The following is a 23,066-nucleotide window of genomic DNA, read 5'->3' as shown; positions in this document are numbered from 1 at the left end:
AAATGCTATAGCCAGAGGTCGCTGACCGGCGTATCCGCCCCGAAGTGATGGCGGACCTGCGCCTGCAACAACTCGGCGGTGGCGATGGCGTCAATCAGCGCGTTGTGGCCCGGGTAGTGGGGCAGGTGGTAGCGCAGCCGGCTGTCCGCCAGGCGTATGGATATCGGCTGGCGGCCCATCAGTCGCTGCCAGCGGCTGGGGTTCCGGTCCGGGTGCAGGTATGCCTCGTTGGCCATGGTGTCGATTAATGGAAAATCGATACCTTCCTTCAGCCGCCATTCCACTGCCACGTTGAAGAATGGTCGCTCTATGGCACGGTAGTGAACCACCATTATGCGGCCCGCCAGGGCCGGCAGCAGTTCCCCCAGGATGTCCCCGAAATCCGGCGCGTGTTCAATGTCCGAATGGGTAATGCCGTGAATGGTCACGGATGTCTGATGCAGGGGCAGGGGTGGCCTTACAACCCAGTGCCGGGCCCCTGGCAGGCTGATCCGGTCAAGGGTGAAAGGGACCAGGCCGATGCTGACAATGGAGTGCTGGTCCGGATCCAGCCCGGTGGTCTCGAAATCCACCGCCACCATCGGAACCTTCGATATCGGCGTGTCGGGCGGCACACACCCGGCCTCATAGAAGGCCTTCAGCCCAGGGTCACGGGCCTTGCCGGCCAGGGCTGACAGCTTTCCCGGCCAGTCGCCAGGGGACCTCTGCCCGCTGGCCTGTTCTGCTTCGTTGCTGCTCATGGGACTCCCGCAACCTATTTGGGAATGGGGGCATTGTAGCGGTACCGCAGGAATTTCTGGGCCTGGCTGACAACCTGGAACGCTTCCTTCAGGTGGCTGCGCTCAAAAGGTGAGAGGTCCTCCGGCCGCACATTGTTGTCAGGCTCACGTCCGTCTTCCATGGCCAGTGCCTGGTGCCGGATCCGCACGATCGCGATAAATTCCATGGCGTCCCGCAGGTTGTTTGCACCATCGTCCGGCAGAATCCGGGTCTTGGCGATGTCTGTCAGCCGGCCGAAGGAATTCTGGCGTCGCGACCCGCAGGCCAGGGCGTGCACGCGGATCAGGTCAGACACCGGCGCGGTGCCCCGGCGCTTGAGGTTGAACGTGTGCCGTTGCTGGCCACTTTCTTCCAGCACGAACTTGCGGAAAAAACCCAGCGGCGGCGTGCGATTCAGGGCGTTGCGGGCCAGCAGCGACAGGAATCGCTGGCTGTCCGGGGCCCGGGTGGCAATCAACTCCTTGAGGGCGTCGGCAAGAGCCATTTCCCCGTACACCCCATCCAGATCGAAGAAGATATTGCTGTTCAGCAACGCCTCCGCCTTGGGGTTGTCGATCCAGTCGATGAAATAGTCCTTCCATACCGACAGGGGCTGCCGCCATTTCTTGTTGGTGGCCATGATGTCGCCCGTGCAGTAGGTGTAACCGCATTCCGCCAGGCCATCACTGACGAATGTCGCGAGGGCCAGGAAGTACTCGTCGTGCTGTTCCGGGTCAAAGCTGTCGTCCAGCACCATGGCATTGTCCTGGTCGGTCACGATCAACTGCTCGTCCCGGGCCATGGAGCCCAGCGCCAGGAAACAGTAAGGCACCGGTGGTGGGCCCAGTTTCTCCTCACCCAGTTCCAGCAGGCGCTGGGTGAAGCTGCGACCGATACCGGCCATGGCACTGCCAATCATGTGGGAATTGGCATCTTCATTGACCATGCGTATAAAGCTGGCACGCACGTCCTTGCTGACCGCTTTCAGGCCCTTCACATCCTGCTGGCGATGGATGTTGCTGACCACATACAGGCTGCTCTGGGACTCGTACTTGAGGATGTCGGACAGGGCAATCACACCACGGGTCTTGCCATTTTCCACCACCGGCAGGTGATGCACGTTGTTGTGCAGCATCATCAGCATGGCTTCGAAGATAAAGGCGTCCGCCCGTATGGTGATCAGTTCCCGGGACATGATATCGGCAATGGGCGTCTCCGACGGCAGCGCATCGGCCACGGCCCGGGTCCGCAGATCCCGGTCAGTAATAATGCCCACCAGATCGCCCACGTTCTCGCCACTGCCTTCAATCAGCGGCAGGGCGGATACCCGTTGCTCGGTCATGATGCGGGCGGCTTCCTGCAGGCGCACCGTGGCAGGAGCCATGACCGGTTCCCGGCTGATCAGCCGCGACACCCGCGAAGTCATCAGTTCGTTGCCCTGCTGGGACCGGCTGACAGCGGAGCGCAGCCGGCTGTTGTCCTCGACTTCCACGAAGTCGGCGAACACCTCCTGGGTGTCGAACAGGTGCTGGAACATCGGGTAGGGGATCAGGTACACCAGCGTGTCTTCAAGGGCGGTGGCGGGAAAGCGCACTTTCTTGCCCATCAGCAGCCCGAACTGCCCGAATATTTCACCTTCGCCGGCACGGTTGTAGAGTTCCCCGGAGCGCCGGTAAACCTCCACGGCACCGCTGCGGATATAGTGCAGGTCGGTGTTCTTCTGGCCCAGTTCCAGGATCTGTGATCCGGCCCGGAAATAGGCTATCTCGATGCTGCCCGCGACGTCGTCCAGCACAGACTCAGGCAGCTCGGCAAAGGGCGAGTGTTGCTGGAGGTGATTCCGGATGTCGATCAGTTCCGCTTGCATTGTCGAACCTGTAATCCTGTAATGTTTATCGCACTATAGCAGCTATGCCGGTCCTGCCCGATGTCTCCGTTAGTCGCAAGTGACGGCAGAAACCTGATCATGGCAAAGGAAGAGGAAACGCTGCATGAGCAACCGCGACACAAAAACACTGGTCCTGGGGGGCGTGCGCTCGGGCAAGTCCTCACTGGCAGAGCAGCTTGCCGTTGAGGTTGCCGGCCCGGTGGTCTATCTGGCCACCGCCACTGCCGGCGATGACGAAATGGCGCGCCGTATTGCCCGCCACCAGGACCAGCGCCCCAGTGACTGGGGGCTGGTGGAGGAACCGGTGGACCTGGCGGCCGTGTTGTCGGCGAAGGGCGCGCAATCCCCCGCCCCCTGCCTGCTGGTGGACTGCATGAGCTTGTGGGTCAGCAACCTGCTGCACATCGCCCAGAGCCGGTTCTCTGAACATCGGCAGGGGTTTCTGGATGCGCTGGTGGACTATCCCGGGGAGGTCATTATCGTCAGCAATGAAGTGGGCCTGGGTATTATTGGCATGGACCCGCTGACCCGGCGCTTTGCTGATGAACTGGGCTGGCTCAACCAGGCCCTCGCCAGCCGCTGTGACCGGGTATTGATGAGCGTCGCCGGTCTTCAGCTAACCCTGAAGTGAGCCGTGGCTGAGCAGGCACGCCAGCCGCCCATGGGGTGACTCGTCCAGCCGGATGCGGCTGCGGCTGGCATAGGGCACCGCCATCGTGCGGAAGGCGGCTTCCAGCGGTGTTTCCAGGATCTCGGCCAGCACCATGCGGATGACCCCGCCATGGCAGACCACCAGCACCCGCTGACCGGCCAGCGCTTGCGTCCAGTGGGCCCAGGCCTGTGACACCCGCTTCCGGAAGTCGGCCAGGGTTTCACCACCGGGGGGCGGGTAAGCCACCGGGTTGCTCCAGAACTGTTGCAGGGCATCGCCCCAGGTTGCCATGACCTGGTCGGTCGTATGGCCCTCCCAGTCTCCGAAGCCGATTTCCTGCAGGCGTTGCTCGGTATGCATCGGCACCCCGAGCCGGTCGGCCATCTCCCGTGCAAACCCGGTGCAACGGAGCAGGGGGGAGGTGACTATCACGTCCCAGTGGTCCTCTGGCGTGATGGCCCGGCGCATTTGCTGCCAGCCTTGCTCGCTGAGGGCGTGGTCGGTCTGCCCCCGGAACATGGGCCCCCCTTCGGGCTCGCCATGGCGGATCAGGTCGATGAGGGTGGTGGTCATGCCCGGTTACTCACGCCGGCATCGTCAAACGTGGCCATGCCATTGTGCAGGGCGCAGGCCGAGCGCAGCAGCGGCACGGCGATGGCGGCGCCGCTGCCCTCCCCCAGGCGCATGCCCAGATCCAGCAGCGGTGTGGCCTCCAGGGCATCCAGCACCCGCTGGTGGCCGGGTTCCGCCGAGCGGTGGCCGAACAGCAGCCACTCCCGCACCTGCGGCTGTTGCCGTACCGCCACCAACGCGGCGGTGGACACGATAAAACCATCCACCAGTACCGGAATCCGGCGCTGGGCGGCGCCCATGATCGCCCCGGTGATTGCCGCGATCTCCAGCCCGCCGAGGGACTGCAGTGCCGTCAGCGGGTCACGGTGACCGCCGTGGCGCTGAAGGGCGCGGACCACCACGGCCGCCTTGTGGGACAGGCCTTCGGCATCCAGGCCGGTACCGGGGCCCACCAGTGCCTCCGGGGCTTCACCCAGCAGCGCGCAGGCCAGCGCGGCGGCCGAGGTGGTGTTGCCGATGCCCATATCCCCTGCAATAAACAGGTGGGCACCGGCATCGGCTGCCCGTCCGGCGGCGGCATCTCCCGCCTGGAGGGCGGCGCTGACCTGGTCTTCGGTCATGGCCGATTGGCGCATCAGGTTGGCGGTGCCCGGCGCAATGGGCCGGTGACGAACGCCCTCAAGCTGTCCTTCCAACGGGGTGGCCGTTCCCAGGTTGACCACCTCCAGGCTGGCGCCCAGTTCCCTGGCCATCGCGCTGATGGCGGCCCCGCCATTGGCAAAGTTGGCGATCATCTGGCCGGTAACCGCCTGGGGGAAGGCCGACACCCCCTCGTCGCAGACACCATGGTCGCCCGCAAACACCGTGATGGCCACCTGATCGATCACCGGGTGGTCATGGCCCTGCATGGCACACAGGTCCACCGCCAGTGTCTCCAGCCGGCCCAGGGATCCCGAGGGTTTGGTGAGCATGCCCTGGCGGGCCAGGGCCCGTTGTCGGGCGGCGGCGTCCGTCGGCTGGGGTGGGCTGGTCCAGGCTGAGGGCAGGGGCATGGTGGTGGTCCGTCGGTGGATTGTGGGGTGGCTCGGGGACGATTCCGGGCCAAAATGGTCGGATGTGCGCCGGTCAGTGTCAAGAACGTATCCCGGTGGCGTAGACTGTGGGTCTTTTGCAGACACGGGAAACGGGCGATTGAACGAGATGGTTGTACCCGCTCTGGTATGTGGTGCCGCATTATTGCTCGACCACTGCCTGGGCGAACCCCGCCGGTGGCACCCGGTGGTGGGCTTCGGCAATCTGGCGGCGGCCGTGGAACAGCGCCTGAACCGGGGCGCAGGCGCTGGAATCGCTCGCGGTCTGCTGGCGGTTGTGGCTCTTGTGGTCCCGCTGACGCTGCTGGCGTGGCTGGTTGTGCAGGCGGCGCCCTGGTGGCTGGTGTTCGTGGTGGAGGCCGTGGGGCTATGGCTGGCATTGTCCCTGCGTGGACTGCGGGAGCATGGTCTGGCGGTGGCAGTGCCACTGGAAAAACAGGACCTCACCGGGGCGAGACGGGCGGTCGGTGCCATTGTCAGCCGCGATGCTGAACGGCTGGATGAGCAGGGCATTGCCAGGGCTGCCACCGAATCCATGCTCGAGAATGGCGCTGACGCCGTCTTTGCCAGCCTGTTCTGGTTTCTGGTGGCGGGTCTGCCGGGGGTGGTGCTTCACCGGATGGTGAATACCCTTGATGCCATGTGGGGCTATCGTAGTGAGCGCTTCCTGACCTTTGGTCGGGTAGCCGCGAGGCTGGACGATGTCATGAACTGGATACCGGCACGGCTGACCGCGCTGACCTACGCGGTGCTCGGCGACACCCGCCAGGCCCTGCGATGCTGGCAGACCCAGGCCTCTGCCTGGGACAGCCCCAATGCCGGGCCGGTGATGGCCGCGGGTGCCGGTGCGCTTGACGTCAGACTCGGTGGGGCAGCGCCTTATGGCGCCCGCATTCGCCGCCGCCCGATACTGGGTGCCGGCAAGGCGGCATCAGCGGGCGCTATCCGCGCGGCGCTGGTCCTGGTTACCCACGGTGCATGGCTCTGGGTGGCGCTGGTGTTACTTGGCACCCTGGTAGTAACGGGAGGTAAGGGATGAGTACGACACTCGCCCATGGTGGCCGGCTGATCGAAGCCGCCCGTCGCTGGGGCATTCCCCTGGATCACTGGCTGGACCTGTCCACGGGCATCAATCGCCGGGGCTGGAAAGTGCCGCCATTGCCCGATCACCTGTGGCGACTGCTGCCGGAGGAAGACGATGGCCTGGGCCTGGTGCTGCGGGACTGGAGCCGGGCGCCCGGCAGCGCCGGCTGCCTGCCGGTGCCGGGCAGCCAGGCCGCCATCCAGACCCTGCCGCTGCTGCGTTCCCCCTGCCGGGTGGGTGTGCCCGAGCCCGGTTTTTCAGAACACGCCCGCTGCTGGGCCCTGGCCGGCCATGAGGTGGTCCCGGTGACCCTGGATCAGATCCGTGAGGGGGATGGCTGGTTACGCTCCCTGGATGTCATGGTGTGGATCAACCCGAATAATCCCACCGGTATGATTGTGGGCCGGAATCGGCTGCTGGACTGGCATGCCGCCCTGGTGGAGCGGGACGGCTGGCTGGTGGTGGATGAAGCCTTCGCCACTGGCTACCAGGGCCTGAGCATGGTGCCCATGGCGTCTGCGCCGGGCCTGGTGGTGCTGCACTCCCTGGGCAAGTTCTTCGGGCTGGCCGGGGTAAGGGCCGGGGCGGTTTACGCCGAACCCGCCATTACCGACGCCCTGGCCGCCCGGCTGGGGCCCTGGTCGCTCAGTTCCCCCGCCCGCTACATCATGGCGCGGGCACTGAAGGACACCATCTGGCAACAAAAGACCCTGGAGCGCCTGCGGTCCGACAGCGACCGTCTGGATCAGTCGATTCAGAGCCTGGGCCTGCCCGCTACCACCGGCACCCTGCTGTACCGCTACCTGGTTCACCCCGATGCGGCGGCCATGGCGGACTTCCTCGCCGGCCGGGGTGTCCTGGTGCGCCACTTCGACAATCCCCAGGCCTTGCGTATCGGGCTGCCTGGCGATGAGTTCGAGTGGGAACGTCTGGAGCGCACCCTGCAGCATTTGATGAATGTCGTTGACCAGCGCAGGACCGGTTGCTAGCCTGTCGCCCTGTTTTCAGGTGTCCCGGGAAGATACAGACCCGGGAATTTGGGAAGTCGGTGCGCCCCCAACAGGCAATTCCGACGCTGCCCCCGCAACGGTAATTGAGTCAAGGGTGATCGAACACGCCACTGTACCCCGGGTATGGGAAGGTGATCACCCGGTTCAGCATGCTGAGCCGCTCATAAGCCCGGAGACCGGCCTGATAACACACCTGGTGCTGCGGAGGGCGGCAAATGGTGGGTGAATCCGGCGCGTCTTCCCGAGCCTCCTGTCCTGCCCACCCTGCCTGCGGGCTTTTATCTCCCTGACCTTTGCAGCGACGTATCATCACCGTGCGGGTGCGCGCGGTTAGTCAGTGAGATCCGAACATGCGTATTACCGATCCAGCCAGTCTTGGTCTGGTCCTGCCTGCCTGTATTTTTCTGCCCCTTTCCGTAGCGGCTGCCCCGGCGGAGGAAGCCGGTCCGACAGCGATGGATCCCATTGTGGTGACGGCCACCCTCGGGCCCCGAACCCAGGGCGAGAGTCTTTCCTCGGTGACTGTCATTGATGAAGAAGAAATCGAACGCCAACAGCCGGCCGAGATGCAGGACCTGCTCCAAGGGCAGCCAGGCATCAATGTTATCTCCAACGGCTCATTCGGCAAGACCACCAGCGTCTTTACCCGGGGTACCAGCAGCGAGTCCACGGTGCTGCTTATTGACGGCATCCGCCTGCGTTCGGCCACCAACGGCAGCGCCCCATGGCAGCATGTACCGGTATCCATGATCAACCGCATGGAAATTGTCCGCGGTCCCCGCAGCTCGCTGTATGGCGCCGATGCGGTCGGCGGGGTGGTACAGGCGTTTCTGCCGGAACCTGGGCAGGCGACTGAAGGCTGGGTCGAGCTGGGTGGCGGCAGTTTCGATACCCGCCAGGGCGGGGCAGGCTTTTCCGCCAGCCGCGGCGATACCGGCATGACCCTGAGCGGCTTTCATCGTGAGACCGACGGCACTGCCATTATTGAAGATGGGGAAGACCGGGGGCATCGTAATACCGATGGCTTTGGCCGCGTGGTCCACCAACTGGACAACGGTGGAAAGGCCAGTGTGCTGTTCATGCAAAGCACCGGCAATTCAGAATTCGAGGGTGGCAACACCGACTTCATGGTGCGCACTATTGGCGGGTCCCTGGAAGCACCGGTCAGTGACAACTGGCGCACGGGTATCCGTTTGAGTGAATCCCGGGATGAACAGGACCGTTTCGGTTCCACAGAGTCCTGGTTCAATACGACTAGCCGGACAGCCCGCTGGGACAATACCCTGGCTTTGGGGCGACACGAGCTGGTCATTGGTGGTGAACTCCAGAACGACGAAGTGGATACCAGCGAGAGTTATGATGAAAACAGTCGCACCAACGCGGCCCTGTTTACTCAGGCCTCGTTCAACTTCGGCCCGGCAGACTTGCAACTGAGCCTTCGTGGGGACGACAACGAAGCATTCGGCAAGGAAACGACCGGCGGGGTGGCTGCGGGCTACCAGTTTGATGCCCATCACCGGGTACGTGCGGGTTACAACACGGCGTTCCGTGCTCCCACCTTCAATGACCTCTATTATCCAGAAGAGGACTACGGCAGCGTAATCTTTGTCGGCAACCCTGACCTGAAGCCGGAAGAGTCCGAAAGCCTCGAGCTGGGCGCCAGCGGCCGCTATGCGCATTGGTTTTGGGACGTGGCCCTTTATCAGCTGGAGGTGGACAACCTGATTGCCTGGACACCAGGAGATCCCTACTACTCGCCCCGCAACGTCAACAACGCCCGTATTCGCGGCCTGGAGCTAAGCTCCGGCTTCGAACTCGATCAGTGGCAGGCAAAGGCCGCTCTGACCCTGCAGGACCCCCGTGACCGGGATAGCGACAATCGCCTGACTCGCCGTACGGCCCAATCCCTGCGCCTGGACCTCGATCGGACCATTGGCAACTGGAATCTTGGCGGCACCCTGCTGGCCGAGGGCTACCGTTACGACGACCCGGAAAACGAGGACCGGTTGCCCGGCTTTGCCACCCTGGACCTGCGCGCCGGCTGGCAGTTTGCTGAGGACTGGTCCACCCGCCTGACGGTGGCAAACGTTCTCGACAAGGAATACTCCACCGCCCGGTATGATGACGATCACAAGTACATCGCCGCCGGTCGTACGGCATTGCTGACCGTGCGTTACGACATTCGATAGTACCAACCAGGGAGAGGGTGATGATGGAGTACGTTCCGACCGTCCTGCGGGCCTATCTGCAATACCTTGCCCTGGTAATACTGACGGCTGTGGCGCCGCATGTTTCCGGAGCCACGCTGTTGGGCGTGGTATCAGAGCGTTCCGCCGCGGAACTGGCCGCCGGCGCTGAAGCGTTTGCCGAGACCTACCCGGACCACCAGGTCATCCTCCGCACGCCGGAGCAGGTGGCCAGGCTGGATAAGGCCGAACTGGCCGACCTGATCGACAAGGCCGATGCCGTGCTCATGGCAGCCGTGTTTGGCGAGCAGGTAGGCCGGCTGGCCCAGGCTGTTAGTGCTGAAGCCGTCGAGCGGCCCTTTCCCATCCTGGTGGTGAACGGAGACCGATCCCTGACCCGGTTGTCACGCCTGGACGGCGAGTCACCCCTGGCCGATCTGGATGACCAGCAGCTCAACGAGCTGATGGCGGCGCCGGACCCGGGTGCCGATGTTGCGGCCCATAACGAGGGCCTGAAGAGCCGGTTTGCTGGTCAGGCATCCTGGCTTGAGGGCCGCATCCTCTACCAGGGGCGGACCCCGGATCATATGGACGCCCTGCTGCGCTGGCTGCTGGTGCAGGCAGGTCATGATCTGGACGTACCCGAGCTGCCATCCCGTTCCCTGATCCGCTACTACCGGGACGGCAAGGCGATGGAAGATCCCACGCAGCTTGGCTTGCAGTCAGGGCCCGTGGTGGCACTGCTGGACCTGGACAGTGGCGACCGCCCCGGCGACCGTGCCGTGCTGGACGACACCTGCCAGGCCCTTGAGTCCCGCGGCATGCAGTGCTTTGCTGTGCTCGCCCGCTGGGGTGGGGCCAGCCTGGAGGCGGTACGGGCTCTGCCTGACACGGTCGGCGACGCTAACCTGTCCGCTATTGTCAGCCTGCAGGACTTTACTGTTGGCGGTGGCGAAGGCCGCCGCCAGGTGACCGAGGCCCTGGAGCAACTGGACGTGCCAGTCATCAAGGGCCTTCGTCTTGCCTCCCGCACCCACAACCAGTGGCAGCTTTCCATTGATGGCGTGCCGGCGGACAAGGTGCACTACAAGCTGGCCATGCCGGAACTGCAGGGCGTCAGCCAGCCACTGGTGCTGGCGGTGTCCGAGCCGGAACAGATCCACGAACTCACCGGCGTGGCCCTGTCCCTGACACGTACGGTGCCAGACCGTATTGACGCGTTGTCCGAGCGCCTGTCCCGCTGGCAGACGTTGCAGAGCCGGGCCAATGAAGACAAGCGGGTTGCCCTCATCTACTACAATCACCCGCCGGGCCGGCAGAACGTGGGCGCGGACAACCTGGATGTGCCCGCCTCCCTGTTCGAGATGCTCCACTGGCTGAAGGATGAGGGCTACGATACGGGCCCCCTGCCGGAAAGCCCGGAGGCCCTGCTGGACCGCATCCAGGCGCAGGGCGTCAACCTGACCGACGACCCCCGCTCCCTGCGCGCCATGGCGGACCAGGTGCCACAGCTGTCCGCCGGTGATTATCGTGCCTACCTGGAAACGCTTCCCGACGTGGTACAGCAGGAACTGGTCCACGGACCGCTGGGCTATCTCCACGCCCGCCTGGAACAGGCCCACGAACTCGGCGAACAGGACATCGCCCTGGATGTGCTGGACCGGGGCATCGGCGACCTGCGCCACCTGATCGAACACCTGCAACACCCCAACCGCCCGAGGGCCCTGACAGAGCTGGACGAGTACGAGACTCTGTGGCGCCAGCGCCTGACCGAAGGCGGCCAGCGCGACGCGGTGAAAGCCCAGAGGGAAACCCTGGCGGCCACGGGCATTCCCGGCCTGCGGGGCTGGGGCGAGGCGCCGGGCCAGTCCATGGTGGTGGACGGCAACATGGTGTTCCCGGGGCTGCGCTTCGGCAATATCTTTATCGGGCCGCAACCGCCCCGGGGCTGGGAGGTGAGCGAGGAACTGCTGCACGCCAATACCACCTTCCCGCCCACCCATCAGTATGTGGGTTTCTATCACTGGCTGAAGGATGAATTCCAGGCGGATGCGCTGGTCTATCTGGGTCGCCACTCCACGCGGGAGTTCCTGCCCCGGCGTCGGGCCGGCCTGAGCGGGGATGACTACCCCGACCTGCTCGGGGGCAACCTGCCGCTAATCTACCCCTACATCGTCGACGGCGTGGGCGAAGGCATACAGGCCAAGCGCCGGGCCCTGGGCGTGATGATCAGCCACTTGACACCACCGCTGGCGGCCACCGAACTCTATGACGATCTGCTGGAACTGCGTCAGCTGGTGGAAACCTGGGAGTCCGCCTCCGAGCCGGACAGCCCAACCCGCGAACGAGCAGTCAGATTGTTACGGGAAAAGATCCGCGACCTGGACATCGGCGATGACCTGGAACGGGAGATCGCCAACGAGATGGGGCTGTCGCGGGAGCAAGTCTCCGTCGATGAGCTGTCGCCGGACCTGCTGGTGCACGAGGCCGGCCACTATGTCACCGACATGCAGGAGCATTTCATGCCCCTGGGCCTGCACGTGTTCGGCAAGGACTGGAACGCGGAGCAACTGGATACCATGCTCACGTCCATGGCCGGTCAGGATGGCGACCCGGACCCGGACTGGCGGGAGTGGCTGGCGGCGTCTCCGGCGCACGAGCGTGACAGCTTCCTGGCGGCTTTGGATGGGCGGTTTGTAGCGCCGGGGCAGGGCAACGACCCGTTGCGGACACCGGAAGTGCTGCCCACCGGGCGCAACTTCCACGCCCTGTCCGACGACCTGATCCCCACCCGCGTGGCCTGGTCGCTGGCTTCCGAGCTGACCGACAAGGCTCTGGATGACCGGGGCGGGCAGAGCGAGGACAGCGATGCCCTGGTGCTGTGGGCCTCGGATACCGTGCGGGACGAGGGCGTGATGATCGCCTTCGGCATGAAACTGCTGGGCGTCCGCCCGGTGTGGAACAGCCGCGGCATCGTCAAGGACCTTGAGCGCCTGCCCGTGGGGCCCGACGAACCCGTAACATCCCGTCGCAACGTGGTCTTTACCACTTCCGGCCTGTTCCGGGACCTGTACGGCAGCCAACTGGAATGGCTGGACCAGGCGGTATTGATGGCACTGGATGCGTCCGCCGAGACCATTCGCAGCGCCCACCCGGCGCTGACCCCCGCCTTGGACCAGGCATTATCGACCTTGCCCCCGGAGATGCGTCGCCCCGGCACCGAGCCCCTGGAACTCAATGGCGTGGCCCGCCGATGGGTGGAAGACGCGCAAACCCTGATCGCTGACGGCATGTCATCCGAAGAGGCCGGCACCACCGCCTCCTACCGGGTATTTGGCGCAGCGCCCGGTGCCTACGGTGCCGGCGTCAACCGGCTGGCTTCCCGCTCCGGTGCCTGGAGTGACCGGCAACAGCTGGGCGACGCCTATCGCCGTCGCATGGGCCATGTCTATGGCGTCAATCGCAATGGCGAGGCCAGCCACCAGGCGTTCGATCGCCAATTACAGACCGTCGGTCACACCTACCTGGGTCGGGCCAGCTACCTTTATGGTTTGCTGGACAATGACGACGGCTTTGATTTCCAGGGTGGCCTGTCCAACGCCGTGGAACACCTGCGGGGCGAGCCGCCGCAAAACCGGGTGTTGCAGTATGCCGACCCGGCCAACCCCCAGATCAGCTCCCTGCAACGGGCGCTGGATGTGGAGCTGCGATCCCGCAATCTCAATCCACAATGGCTGGCGCCGCTGATGGAGCACGGTTATGCCGGGGCGCGGACTATGGGTAGCGACTTTCTGGACAACCTCTGGGGCTGGCAGGTGACCAGCCCGCAGGTGGTGCGTTCCGGCGTGTGGGGGGACGTTAACGACGTTTACTTCCAGGACCGTCATGAGCTGGGGCTGGATGAGTTCCTGTCACAGGGGCACAATGCCCACGTGAAAACCCATATGCAGGCCATTACCCTGCTGGCCGCCAAGCGGGGGTTCTGGGACGCCGACCCGTTCGTGCTGGACCAGCTTGCCCGTGACTTTGCCAGTGGCATCGTCGACCATGGCCTGCCCGGCGACGGCCACACCCGCCCGGACCACCCGCTGATGGACTGGGTGGCCGACCGGCTGGAGCCAGCGCAGCGGGAGGCCTTCAACGCGGCCCGCAAGGGTGGGCCACCACCGGAAGATAGCCAGGACAACCATTCATCATGCCAGTCTGCCGGGAGTCTGTTCGCCGCATGCTAATCCGCACGTTCATGACCATTGCCCTGGTGCTGGGGAGCGTTACCGCTCAGGCGGACGAGGTATGCGCCACCGACACCAGCGGAAAGCGGCTGTGTCTGGACCAGCCGGCCACCCGCATTGCGGCGTTATCACCCGGTGCAACTGAACTGGTGTGGGCCGCCGGCGCTGGCGACAAGGTGGTGGCCGTAGTGGCGTACAGCGACTATCCGCCGGAGGCAAGGGACGTCACCTCGGTTGGCAGTCATACCCGCATGGACCTGGAACGGCTGGTGTCATTGAAGCCGGACCTGGTCATCGGCTGGGTCACCGGTAACCCGCCGGAGCAGCTGGAAACCATCCGGGAGCTGGGTATTCCGGTATTTTCCATCGAGCCCCGGAGTTTTGATGAGGTCTCTGACACCATCCGGCAGCTGGCGGCCCTCGCCGGTACCGAAGCCCATGGCGACAAGGTCGCCCACCACTTCCGCCGGGGCATCGCCGAGCTGGAAGCCACCTACCGCGACGCCGACCCGGTGCCGGTGTTCTACCAGGTGTGGGATGAACCGCTGATGACGGTGAACGACGATCACCTGATCGGAAAGGTGGTCACTCTATGCGGCGGGGTGAACGTGTTCGGCGAACTGGACCGGTTGGTGCCAAGGATCAGCGAGGAAGCGGTGTTGGCCGCGGACCCGGAAGCGATTCTCGCCGGTGGCATGGGTGAGGAAAACCGCCACTGGCTCACCCACTGGCAACAGTATGGCGAGCTTACCGCCACCCGTCGTGACAACCTTTTCTTTGTGCCCCCGTCCCTGATCCAGCGGCCCACGCCCCGGATGCTGGAGGGCAGCCGGCTGTTCTGCGAGAAGCTGGACCAGGCCCGGGCCCGTCGTCGCCACGGAGCGCAATAACCGATGCCACTCGCCCGCCCGCTGATCGCGCCGCTGCTGATCCTGGCCTGTGCCGGGCTGGCCGCCATGGTGCTTTCGGTGGGCACCGGCAGTGTCAGCCTGTCGCCGGGTGAGGTGCTGGCGGCCGCGCTGGGCGGGGGTGAGCCTTTACATCAGACCCTGGTGCTGGAGCTACGGTTGCCCCGCACCCTCGCTGCCTTTGCCACCGGTGGCCTGCTGGCGGTGGCCGGTGCGCTGATGCAGGTGCTGCTGCGCAACCCGCTGGCGGACCCCTACGTGCTGGGCCTGTCCGGTGGTGCGGCCGTTGGAGCTCTGCTGGCCATGCTGGCAGGGCTGGCGACCATCGTGGTCAGCGTGTCCGCCTTTGGTGGCGCCCTGCTGGCTACCCTGCTGGTGTTCGGCCTGGCCCATGGCACCGGCAGCTGGACGCCGTCGCGGTTGCTGCTCACCGGTGTGGTGGTGGCAGCGGGATGGGGTGCGGTGATCACCCTGATGCTGGCCATCGCCCCCGCCCAGCGCCTGCCCGGCATGCTCTACTGGTTGATGGGGGATGTGTCCTACGCCCGCAGCCCCTGGCCGGCGATGGGGCTGTTACTGCTGACCTGCCTGCTGGTATTGCCGGTGGGGCGCAGCCTGAACGTGCTGGCCCGTGGCCCGCTGCAGGCTGCCGCGCTGGGGGTTAACGTGCGCCCCCTGGAGTGGATGATCTACATCGGCGCCAGTCTGCTGACGGCAACGGCAGTCACCACCGCAGGCAGTATCGGTTTTGTCGGGCTGGTGGTGCCCCATATGCTGCGGCTGTTGCTGGGTAACGACCAACGCTTGATCCTGCCGGCCTGTGCCCTGGCGGGCGGCACCCTGCTGGTGCTGGCGGATACCCTGGCGCGGGTGGTGATTGCCCCGGAACAGCTGCCGGTGGGGGTGATCACGGCACTGTTGGGTGTACCCACGTTCCTTTACCTGCTGTACCGGAGCCGCTGATGAATCCGTTACAGACGCGACAACTGGTGATCGACATTCCCGACCGGGCCTCCGGCCAGCCGCTGGACTTTGCCCTGGAAAGCGGTCAGGTGTGGGGCGTGCTGGGCCCTAATGGCGTGGGCAAGACCACCTTATTGCATACCCTGGCCGGACTAAGGACGCCCCGCAGCGGCGATGTCTGGCTGGGCGAGCGTTCACTGACCCGGATTCGCCGCCGGGAAGTGTCACAACAGCTTGGCCTGGTGTTCCAGGAACGGCAGGATGGCTTCCCCGCCACGGTGCTGGAAACCGCCCTGATCGGCCGCCACCCCTGGCTGTCGCCCTGGCAGATGGAGGGCGGCGAGGACCTGGCCCTGGCGGAGAAAGCCCTGGAAGCGCTGGATGTGGCACACCTCTCGGACCGGCTGGTGAACACCCTGTCCGGCGGCGAGCGCCAGCGTGTGGGCATTGCCACCATACTGACCCAGAACCCGGACATCTGGCTGCTGGATGAGCCCACCAACCATCTGGACCTGCACCATCAGGTGGCGGTGCTGCGGCTGCTGGAAAATCAGGCAAAGTCCGGCAAGGCAGTCTTCATGTGCCTGCACGACCTGAACCTGGCCGCCCGCTGGTGTGATCACCTGTTACTCCTGTTCCCCAATGGCGAGGCCTGCTGGGGCCCGGCAGAGCGGATGCTGGTGCCGTCAGTTCTGGAGCGACTGTATGACCAGAAGCTGATCATGGTGGAAGCGGATGGAGTACCGGTGTTCGTACCAAAGAAGTCGTAATCCAACGCAGCCCTAAAACACGATGACAAGGAAAGAGTGACTTGTTTAAAGCAACCACCCCAGCAGCCATGATCACCGCCCCTGGCTCCGGCCAGGGCAAATCCATGGTCACCGCCGCCCTGGCCCGCCTTCACCGTAATGCCGGTCGCCGGGTACGGGTATTCAAGCACGGGCCGGACTACCTGGACCCCATGGTGCTGGAGGTCGCCTCCGGGCAGCCCGTGTATCAGCTACACCCCTGGATGACCGGCGAGGATGAATGCCGCTGGCGGCTGGCGGAGGCCGCGCAGGAGGCGGACCTGATTCTGGTGGAAGGCTCCATGGGGCTGTTTGACGGCGACCCGTCCAGTGCCGATCTGGCGAAGCTGATGGGCATACCGGCGTTACCAGTGATCGATGCCCGCGGCATGGCCCAGACCTTCGGGGCCGTGGCCCTGGGGCTGGCTCGTTTTGACCCGGAGCTGCCGGTGCATCAGGTGATTGCCAACCGCATTGGCAGCCCTCGCCACGGCGACATGCTGCGGGCCAGCCTGCCAGAAGGCATCGAGCTGCTGGGTGCCATTCCTCGCAACGAGGCCATGAACATCCCGGACCGCCACCTGGGGCTGGTGCAGGCCGCTGAGGTGAACGACCTGGATGCGCGACTGGATGCCGCCGCGGAGGTCCTGCAACAGGCCGGCCTTGGCCAGTTGCCAAGACCGGTCCACTTCGAGTGCCAGGCTCCCGAGCCACCGCCAGGACTGCTGGAAGGCACCCGGATTGCCATCGCCCGGGACGCGGCCTTCGCGTTCCTCTACTGCGCCAACCTGGACCTGCTGGAAGCCATGGGAGCTGAGCTGATGTTCTTCTCCCCGTTGGCGGACAGCCACTTGCCGGAGGCTGACGCGCTCTGGCTCCCCGGGGGCTACCCTGAACTGCATGGGGCCAGGCTGGCCGCGAACACCACCATGCTGGCCGACATAAGGGCCCACCACGCCGCGAGCAAACCGATACTGGCTGAATGTGGCGGCCTGATGGCCTGCTGCGAGCAGTTGATCGACAAGAACGGCGACAGCCACCGGTTACTGGGGCTGATGCCCGGCCAGGCTCAAATGGCTGACCGGCTCCAGGCGCTGGGTCTGCAGGGCCTGGCCACGGCTCACGGTGAACTGCGGGGCCATACCTATCATCATTCCCGGCTGAGCACCGACTGGCAGCCCCTGGCCCGCACCCGCAAGGTGGCGGGTACCGAGGGGGAGCCGGTGTTCAGTCACAACGGCCTGGTGGCCAGCTATTTCCACGGTTATTTCCCCTCCGCCCCCGCTGTGGTTGCGCAGATTTTCCGGGGCGAGCCGATTCAAGTGAAGGAGAGCAATCATGCGTGAACGCGCCAAAGACCCGGATCGCCATGCCCGCCGGATGGAAGCCAAGCAACAGATCATGCAGGAGCGCATCGCCCGTGCCCAGAAGGAGCAGGGCGTGCTGCTGGTGCTGACCGGCTCCGGCAAGGGCAAGAGCAGTTCCGGTTTCGGGATGGTCGCCCGGGCCCTGGGCCATGACATGAAGGTGGGCATCGTGCAGTTCATCAAGGGCGCCTTCAGTACCGGCGAGGATGCCTTCTTCCGTAAGCTGCCCAACGTGGATTACCACGTGATGGGTGAGGGCTATACCTGGGACACCCAGAACCGTGAGCGGGACGTGGCGGCTGCGGAAGATGCCTGGAACATTGCCGCAGGTATGCTGAAGGACGACAGCTACGACATGGTGCTGCTGGATGAGCTGAATATCGCCCTGAAGTACGAATACATCGACCTGGACCGGGTGCTGGATGACCTCCAGGCCCGGCCGGAGATGCAGCATGTGGTGGTAACCGGCCGGCATGCTCCCGAGGAGCTGATCGAGTTGGCGGATACGGTGACCGAGATGAAGGTGGTCAAGCATGCCTTCAAGGATCTTGGGGTGAAGGCGCAAAAGGGAGTGGAGCTCTGATTTTGAGCCTATCCGATAACTCTCGGGGGCAGCCGGCACCTCGTTCCACCGGAATTTACAGCACGTCCCTGTGCTGTAAATTCCTCCGCGGCATCCCTGCCGCTGTTCCACGAGGTGCCGGCTACCCCCTTACGTTGACCGGTGACCCCGTTCACGAGTGAACAATCATGACGACCTTGATGATCCAGGGCACCACCTCGGATGCGGGTAAGACCACCGTAGTGGCCGCCCTGTGTCGCTGGCTGGCGCGCCAGGGGGTATCAGTGGCGCCGTTCAAGCCCCAGAACATGGCCCTGAACAGTGCCGTGACCGTGGATGGCGGCGAGATCGGCCGGTCTACGGCATTGCAGGCCCTGGCCTGCGGGCTGGAGCCCCACAGCGACATGAACCCGGTGCTGCTGAAACCCCAGAGCGACCGGGGCGCCCAGGTGATCCTGCGGGGCAGGGTGCACGGCAACATGGATGCGCTCGACTACCACGCCTACAAGGCTGAGGCGATGCAGTCCGTCATGGCGGCCTGGCAGGCCCTTTCCCGTCGCTACGATGTGATCATTGCCGAGGGCGCCGGCAGCCCGGCGGAAATCAACCTGCGTGCCAACGATATCGCCAATATGGGCTTTGCCGAAGCGGCGGACTGCCCGGTGCTGTTGGTGGGGGACATCGACCGGGGCGGCGTATTCGCCCAGTTGGTGGGCACGCTGGAGCTGGTGTCACCCAGTGAGCGGGAGCGTACCCGCGGCTTCATCATCAACCGCTTCCGGGGCGACAAGGCCCTGCTGGACCCGGGGCTGGACTGGCTGAACGAACGCACCGGCAAGCCGGTGGTGGGTGTGCTGCCTTACCTTCATGGGCTGGTGGTAGACGCGGAAGACAGCGTCGGCACCAGCGGTGATAGTGAAGCCGGCGCCCTGAAAGTCATCGTGCCGCTGCTGCCCCGCATCAGTAACCACAACGACTTTGACCCATTGCGCCTGCACCCCAATGTGGACCTGCAGTTCATCGCCCCGGACCAGGCTATTCCTCCGGCGGACCTGATCATCCTGCCCGGCAGCAAAAGCACCCGGTCGGATCTGCAATGGCTTCGCTCCCAGGGGTGGCCGGAAGCTATCCAACGGCATTTGCGGTATGGCGGCAAGGTCTTCGGCATCTGCGGTGGGTTCCAGATGCTTGGCAACAGCGTTGATGATCCGGATGGGCTGGAAGGTGACGCTGGCATTACCGAAGGCCTGGGTATGCTGGCTATGGCCACCTGCATGGTCGCTGGCAAGCAGCTGAGGCAGGTGTGCGGAGACTTTATCGGGCTTGACCCGGAACACGCCGAACGCGTGGGCTTTAGCGGGTACGAAATGCACAATGGCGTCTCGGCCGGGCCCGCGCTGGACAGGCCCCTGGCACGGCTGGGCGACCGTCCAGACGGCGCCGTAAGCGACGATAACCAGGTAGTGGGCACTTACGTACACGGCATTTTCAATGAGCCGGCCGCTTGTGACGCCATCCTGAGCTGGGCCGGTATGGTGGGTGGTGGCAAGTCGGTGGACTATCAGCAACACCGGCAGCAACAACTTGACCGCCTGGCCGATCAGGTGGAACACCATCTGGACACGGCCTGGCTGACAAACCTGCTGGGCCTGCAAAAGGAACGCCGATGACCGACCCCAACCGCCCCTTCACCGACGAAGAACGCCAGGGCCTGTACCGGGCCATCCATGAGCGGCGGGACGTGCGCTCCCAGTTCCTGCCGGACCCGATTCCCGACGACGTCCTGGCCCGCCTGCTGCAGGCCGCCCACCATGCGCCGTCCGTCGGTTTCATGCAGCCCTGGGACTTTATCCTGATCGACAGCGTACCCGTGCGGGAACAGATCGTAGCGATCTTCGACCAGGAAAACGAAAAGGCCGCCAAAAACTACACCGGCGAGCGCCAGCACACCTATCGCAACCTCAAGCTGCAGGGCATCCTCGAAAGCCCCATCAACCTGTGCATCACCTGCGACCGCAGCCGGGGCGGCGAGCACGTGCTGGGCCGAAACTCCATTGTGGAAACCGACCTGTTCAGCACCTGCCTGGCGGTACAGAACCTGTGGCTGGCGGCCCGCGCGGAAGGCATCGGCGTGGGTTGGGTCAGCATCCTGGACCAGCAGCAACTGGCCAATACCCTGAACCTGCCGGAACACGTCTACCCCCTGGCTTACCTGTGCCTGGGTTACGTCAGCGAGTTCCTGGACCAGCCGGAACTGCAGAAAAAGGGCTGGCGGTCGCGGCTACCGCTGGAGGAGCTGGTGCATGGGAATGGGTGGGGGGCACCTTCCGACAATCAGGAACTGCGTTCGATATTGACTGACCGGCCTGACCAGGCCGGCTAACCCAAAGGGCTGCGAACACCTGGAAATCCCTGGCCGAGCACATGGGTATAAATCTGGGTGGTGCGGAGGTCGGAGTGGCCAAGAAGATCCTGAACCGTACGAATATCGTTGCCACGCTTTAACAACTCAGTGGCAAACGTGTGACGAAACGTGTGGCTGCTGGCCGGTTTGCCAATGTCGGCGTTTTCGATACTTTGTTTAATCGCTTTCTGGACCGAACTGACATGAATGTGATGGCGTACGGTATTGCCCAAATCATCAACACTGAAAGAGTGGGAAGGGAACAGCCATTGCCACGCGAGTGTTGAGCCGGCGTTGGGGTATTTCCGGGACAGCGCGAAAGGCAAACTGACCGGTTTTCGCATGGACGGTTCGTTCTGCTTCCATGCCTGACGAATCCTCTCAATGTGGGCTCTCAGGTCACTGGCGAGCGTGGCTGGAAGTAGCGTGGTCCGATCTTTGGCGCCCTTGCCATCGCGCACCGTGATAACCTGCTGCCCGAAATCGACATCTTTGATTCTGAGACGGCATGCTTCCGTTACCCGCAATCCTGAGCCGTACATCAACGACGCCAGTAGTCGATAGGGTGAATCCAGTGGGTTGATAACACGCATCGCTTCGTCATGAGAAAAGACCACTGGAAGCCGCCTTGGTTTTTTCGAACGCACAATCTGCCCAATATCACCCAGCGGCGTGCCCAGTACTTTTGAATAAAGAAATACCAGCGCGTTCAATGCCTGGGCCTGCGTGGCAGAAGCGACATGTCTTTCAACTGCGAGCCAGGTCAAAAATCCGTTCACTTCCTGTGGCCCCATGTCCCTTGGATGGGTCATCCTGTGAAAGCGGATGAAATAGCGAATCCAGTACCAGTAAGATTTTTCCGTGCGAATGCTGTACCGGTTCACCCGGATGACGGCGCGAAACTGCTCCCGCAGCCGTGGTTTCGGTGCCTGGTGATTGCCGTCCATATTGGCTCCTTTTTAATAAGTCTGTATATCCGTGGCTCTTCACTTATCCGTGTGGGTTAGGTGTCATAGGCAGCCCGCCATAATGGAACAAGATTGCCCGTTTAAATCTCTCCTTGCTCCGGAATCCCCGGGACCGGACCTTTAAAGCTCGAACCTGTCCGTTGATTGCCTCCGCTAGTCCATTGGAGGCCTGGAAACGCATGGCATTGAGGATGCCAAACAGCTTGATTTCGAGTTGATTGGCCGTGGAAATAAGAGCTCGAACCCCAGTGACCCGGGCCATTTGGATCCATTCCTGCCACGCCCCACGAGCGCCTTTGACCCGGTAGCCGCGCCAGATATCTCGCGCCTTCTCCTTGAGGTACCACACCAAACCGGTGTCTTTGAGCACATCCGACAACTGCCTGATCTGTTGGATCTGCTGTTCTTCAAGGCACTTGCGGTGCCGTAGCCAAGTGTATCGACTTCGATGAATCTCTTGCCGCATGGAGCTATCCGCTCGTTTCATATCAGCCTTGCGAGTGGCATCAAGCGTTCGGGTCAGCATCTGCGCGACATGGAAATGATCGAAGGCGATCTTCTTATGGGCCTTCTCGATATGGTCAAACGTCGCTTTCTGATAAGCCGGACTCATATCCATGGAGATCGAGATGATCTCTTGCTTGCGAGTCTCATCCAGGCTGGCGTAAAAGCAGCCAAGGCTGTGCGCAGACCTGCCGTCTTCCACGGCCAGAACTTGCCCATGGCCGTTGGAGACGATCGTTACGTAGTCGTGCCCTTTGCGAAAGGCTGTCTCATCGACAGCCAGCCGAGTCGTGTCTCGATCAGGCAAATTGGCAAGGCCCCGTCGCACCGCTCGTTCCATGATGTTGTCGATGGCGGTCCAGCTCAGGTGCAGCTGCTTACTGACCGCAGAGATCGAGGCCGCCCTGAGCCAACTGATGACAAAGGCTTCAAATAGCAGCGTGTACCGGCTGTTCTGCTCAGCCCAAGGGACACTGACCGTGAGACAGCCATGTTCCGGACATTGCACGCGGGGGACCCGGGCAACTACCTGCGTTCGAAACTGGCAGGTGTCGAGGTGACGCCAACGACGTTCCCGGGAGTCGTAACCCGGGCAGGCACGGCCACATCGAGGGCAGACAAGCGCTGTGCCTTTATCTATGTCGACCCGGACTACGACTTCGCTCTGGCTTTTATCAAGCTCAACGTCTGAGACAAACCAAGGAGCTGAGAGCCCAAGAATCTGCTCGTAGAGGGTGCATTGATCCAATGTCGGTCACCATCCATCGGGTTAATCGAATGGGATAACAGTGACCAAAAACGGCAGGGAAATAAAGGGTTACCCACTAAAAGAAGTGAAGAGCCATATCCGTACAGTAGTATTAGATGAGCAAAATGTGGAAGTCAAGCGATTACGTAGTTCAGCAGGCGAAATTGAGCTAACCTGTTGGGAAATTGGAACTTCCAGGCTGCGACTGATCCTGCGAAAAGCGGAGTTATCTAGAATTGGCTTTTTCGTAATAATGCGGAACGCGGTCTAATACCTGTTGAACTAAACCGCTTCGCGGTAGCGAGCGGACCGGTGGATTCCCCGCGAGATCCGGTGAACTGACGGATACTTTTGGTTAGCCCAAGTGGGCTGATCAGAA

The 23,066-nt window shown here is 63.5% G+C and carries 18 protein-coding genes and 1 riboswitch; of the genes, 12 read left to right on the top strand and 6 right to left on the bottom strand.

Annotated features, from left to right (window positions below):
• Nucleotides 1-5 precede the first annotated feature (5 nt).
• Both ACFOZ5_RS17400 and ACFOZ5_RS17395 read right to left on the bottom strand, forming a co-directional pair.
• Nucleotides 6-740 carry a 3'-5' exonuclease gene (locus ACFOZ5_RS17400; RefSeq protein ID WP_379889684.1) on the bottom strand — a complete coding sequence of 245 codons (735 nt, stop codon included), beginning with the start codon at nt 738-740 and terminating at the stop codon, nt 6-8.
• A 14-nt stretch (nt 741-754) separates the two neighbouring features.
• On the bottom strand, nt 755-2,626 hold the full coding sequence (locus tag ACFOZ5_RS17395; RefSeq protein WP_379889682.1) for a putative nucleotidyltransferase substrate binding domain-containing protein: 1,872 nt from the start codon (nt 2,624-2,626) through the stop codon (nt 755-757).
• Between the two features lie 124 nt (nt 2,627-2,750).
• On the opposite strand from ACFOZ5_RS17395, the gene cobU reads away from it, so the two are divergent.
• Entirely contained in the window at nt 2,751-3,278 is a 528-nt protein-coding gene (gene cobU, locus ACFOZ5_RS17390) for a bifunctional adenosylcobinamide kinase/adenosylcobinamide-phosphate guanylyltransferase (protein ID WP_379889680.1), read from the top strand.
• Here the strand turns inward: cobU and ACFOZ5_RS17385 are convergent.
• Nucleotides 3,264-3,872: a histidine phosphatase family protein gene (locus ACFOZ5_RS17385; protein WP_379889678.1), complete on the bottom strand. Its 609-nt coding sequence runs from the start codon at nt 3,870-3,872 to the stop codon at nt 3,264-3,266. The two genes, cobU and ACFOZ5_RS17385, sit on opposite strands and share 15 nt — an antisense overlap.
• Entirely contained in the window at nt 3,869-4,924 is a 1,056-nt protein-coding gene (gene cobT / locus ACFOZ5_RS17380) for a nicotinate-nucleotide--dimethylbenzimidazole phosphoribosyltransferase (protein WP_379889675.1), read from the bottom strand. The genes ACFOZ5_RS17385 and cobT overlap by 4 nt, the downstream gene beginning before the upstream one ends.
• 148 nt (nt 4,925-5,072) lie before the next feature.
• Here cobT and cbiB point away from each other — a divergent pair, with 148 nt between their 5' ends.
• From cbiB to bluB, 11 genes are all read left to right on the top strand, one after another.
• Complete coding sequence (cbiB, locus tag ACFOZ5_RS17375) at nt 5,073-6,002, top strand: adenosylcobinamide-phosphate synthase CbiB (protein WP_379889863.1); 930 nt, start codon at nt 5,073-5,075, stop codon at nt 6,000-6,002.
• On the top strand, nt 5,999-7,036 hold the full coding sequence (gene cobD / locus ACFOZ5_RS17370; protein WP_379889672.1) for a threonine-phosphate decarboxylase CobD: 1,038 nt from the start codon (nt 5,999-6,001) through the stop codon (nt 7,034-7,036). Before cbiB ends, cobD begins: the two co-directional genes overlap by 4 nt.
• A riboswitch (cobalamin riboswitch) is annotated at nt 7,037-7,256 on the top strand.
• Nucleotides 7,257-7,407: 151 nt separating this feature from the next.
• Nucleotides 7,408-9,246, top strand: coding sequence for a TonB-dependent receptor domain-containing protein (locus ACFOZ5_RS17365; RefSeq protein ID WP_379889670.1), 1,839 nt, complete (start codon nt 7,408-7,410; stop codon nt 9,244-9,246).
• Between the two features lie 20 nt (nt 9,247-9,266).
• On the top strand, nt 9,267-13,475 hold the full coding sequence (locus ACFOZ5_RS17360; RefSeq protein WP_379889668.1) for a cobaltochelatase subunit CobN: 4,209 nt from the start codon (nt 9,267-9,269) through the stop codon (nt 13,473-13,475).
• The gene (locus tag ACFOZ5_RS17355; RefSeq protein ID WP_379889666.1) at nt 13,469-14,365 is read left to right on the top strand and encodes a cobalamin-binding protein; all 897 of its coding nucleotides are present in this window, start codon (nt 13,469-13,471) and stop codon (nt 14,363-14,365) included. Before ACFOZ5_RS17360 ends, ACFOZ5_RS17355 begins: the two co-directional genes overlap by 7 nt.
• Before the next feature lie 3 nt (nt 14,366-14,368).
• Nucleotides 14,369-15,346 (top strand): FecCD family ABC transporter permease, encoded by a 978-nt coding sequence (locus ACFOZ5_RS17350; protein ID WP_379889664.1) that lies wholly within the window; start codon nt 14,369-14,371, stop codon nt 15,344-15,346.
• Nucleotides 15,346-16,116 (top strand): ABC transporter ATP-binding protein, encoded by a 771-nt coding sequence (locus tag ACFOZ5_RS17345; protein WP_379889662.1) that lies wholly within the window; start codon nt 15,346-15,348, stop codon nt 16,114-16,116. Before ACFOZ5_RS17350 ends, ACFOZ5_RS17345 begins: the two co-directional genes overlap by 1 nt.
• 68 nt (nt 16,117-16,184) lie before the next feature.
• Nucleotides 16,185-17,480: a cobyrinate a,c-diamide synthase gene (locus tag ACFOZ5_RS17340; protein WP_379889861.1), complete on the top strand. Its 1,296-nt coding sequence runs from the start codon at nt 16,185-16,187 to the stop codon at nt 17,478-17,480.
• Nucleotides 17,473-18,084 carry a cob(I)yrinic acid a,c-diamide adenosyltransferase gene (gene cobO / locus ACFOZ5_RS17335; RefSeq protein WP_379889660.1) on the top strand — a complete coding sequence of 204 codons (612 nt, stop codon included), beginning with the start codon at nt 17,473-17,475 and terminating at the stop codon, nt 18,082-18,084. The genes ACFOZ5_RS17340 and cobO overlap by 8 nt, the downstream gene beginning before the upstream one ends.
• A 167-nt stretch (nt 18,085-18,251) precedes the next feature.
• Nucleotides 18,252-19,733, top strand: coding sequence for a cobyric acid synthase (locus ACFOZ5_RS17330; protein ID WP_379889658.1), 1,482 nt, complete (start codon nt 18,252-18,254; stop codon nt 19,731-19,733).
• Nucleotides 19,730-20,446, top strand: coding sequence for a 5,6-dimethylbenzimidazole synthase (bluB, locus tag ACFOZ5_RS17325; RefSeq protein ID WP_379889656.1), 717 nt, complete (start codon nt 19,730-19,732; stop codon nt 20,444-20,446). Before ACFOZ5_RS17330 ends, bluB begins: the two co-directional genes overlap by 4 nt.
• Here bluB and ACFOZ5_RS17320 read toward each other — a convergent pair.
• Complete coding sequence (locus ACFOZ5_RS17320) at nt 20,443-21,414, bottom strand: integron integrase (RefSeq protein ID WP_379889654.1); 972 nt, start codon at nt 21,412-21,414, stop codon at nt 20,443-20,445. The genes bluB and ACFOZ5_RS17320 overlap by 4 nt on opposite strands.
• A 43-nt stretch (nt 21,415-21,457) precedes the next feature.
• A complete protein-coding gene (locus tag ACFOZ5_RS17315; RefSeq protein ID WP_379889652.1) occupies nt 21,458-22,687 on the bottom strand; it encodes an ISL3 family transposase in 1,230 nt (409 codons plus the stop codon).
• Between the last annotated feature and the right edge of the window lie 379 nt (nt 22,688-23,066).

The sequence above is a fragment of the Marinobacter lacisalsi genome, from assembly GCF_042651045.1.
Lineage (GTDB): Bacteria > Pseudomonadota > Gammaproteobacteria > Pseudomonadales > Oleiphilaceae > Marinobacter > Marinobacter lacisalsi.
This window is presented reverse-complemented; position numbering and strand designations above follow the sequence as displayed.